Source organism: Gemmiger formicilis (assembly GCF_018784445.1).
Lineage (GTDB): Bacteria > Bacillota > Clostridia > Oscillospirales > Ruminococcaceae > Gemmiger.
Genome location: NZ_WQOH01000071.1, coordinates 1 through 307, shown reverse-complemented (window position 1 = coordinate 307; position 307 = coordinate 1). Strand labels below are relative to the sequence as shown.

Below are 307 nucleotides of genomic sequence, written 5' to 3'. Positions count from 1 at the left end.
TTTTTCCGGATATGGATGGCAGGGGTAGAAGGATTCGAACCCTCGGCACGCGGTTTTGGAGACCGCTGCTCTACCAACTGAGCTATGCCCCTATATGAAGAAACCCACAATGCGTATCTTGCACTGTGGGCTTCAGCGCTGGAGCTGCTAAGCAGATTTGAACTGCTGACCTCATCCTTACCAAGGATGCGCTCTACCAACTGAGCTATAGCAGCATATGGCGACCCGAATCAGGCTCGAACTGACGACCTCTAGCGTGACAGGCTAGCGTTCTAACCAACTGAACTACCGGGCCATACCCAGCTTG

The 307-nt window shown here is 53.1% G+C and carries 3 tRNA genes; all 3 read right to left on the bottom strand.

Annotated elements, in window-relative coordinates:
- Positions 1-16 precede the first annotated feature (16 nt).
- Positions 17-92, bottom strand: a tRNA-Trp gene (locus tag GPK89_RS14720).
- 47 nt (positions 93-139) lie between these two features.
- Positions 140-215 (bottom strand) — tRNA-Thr (locus GPK89_RS14715).
- Positions 216-218: 3 nt separating this feature from the next.
- A tRNA-Asp gene (locus GPK89_RS14710) sits at positions 219-295 on the bottom strand.
- Between the last annotated feature and the right edge of the window lie 12 nt (positions 296-307).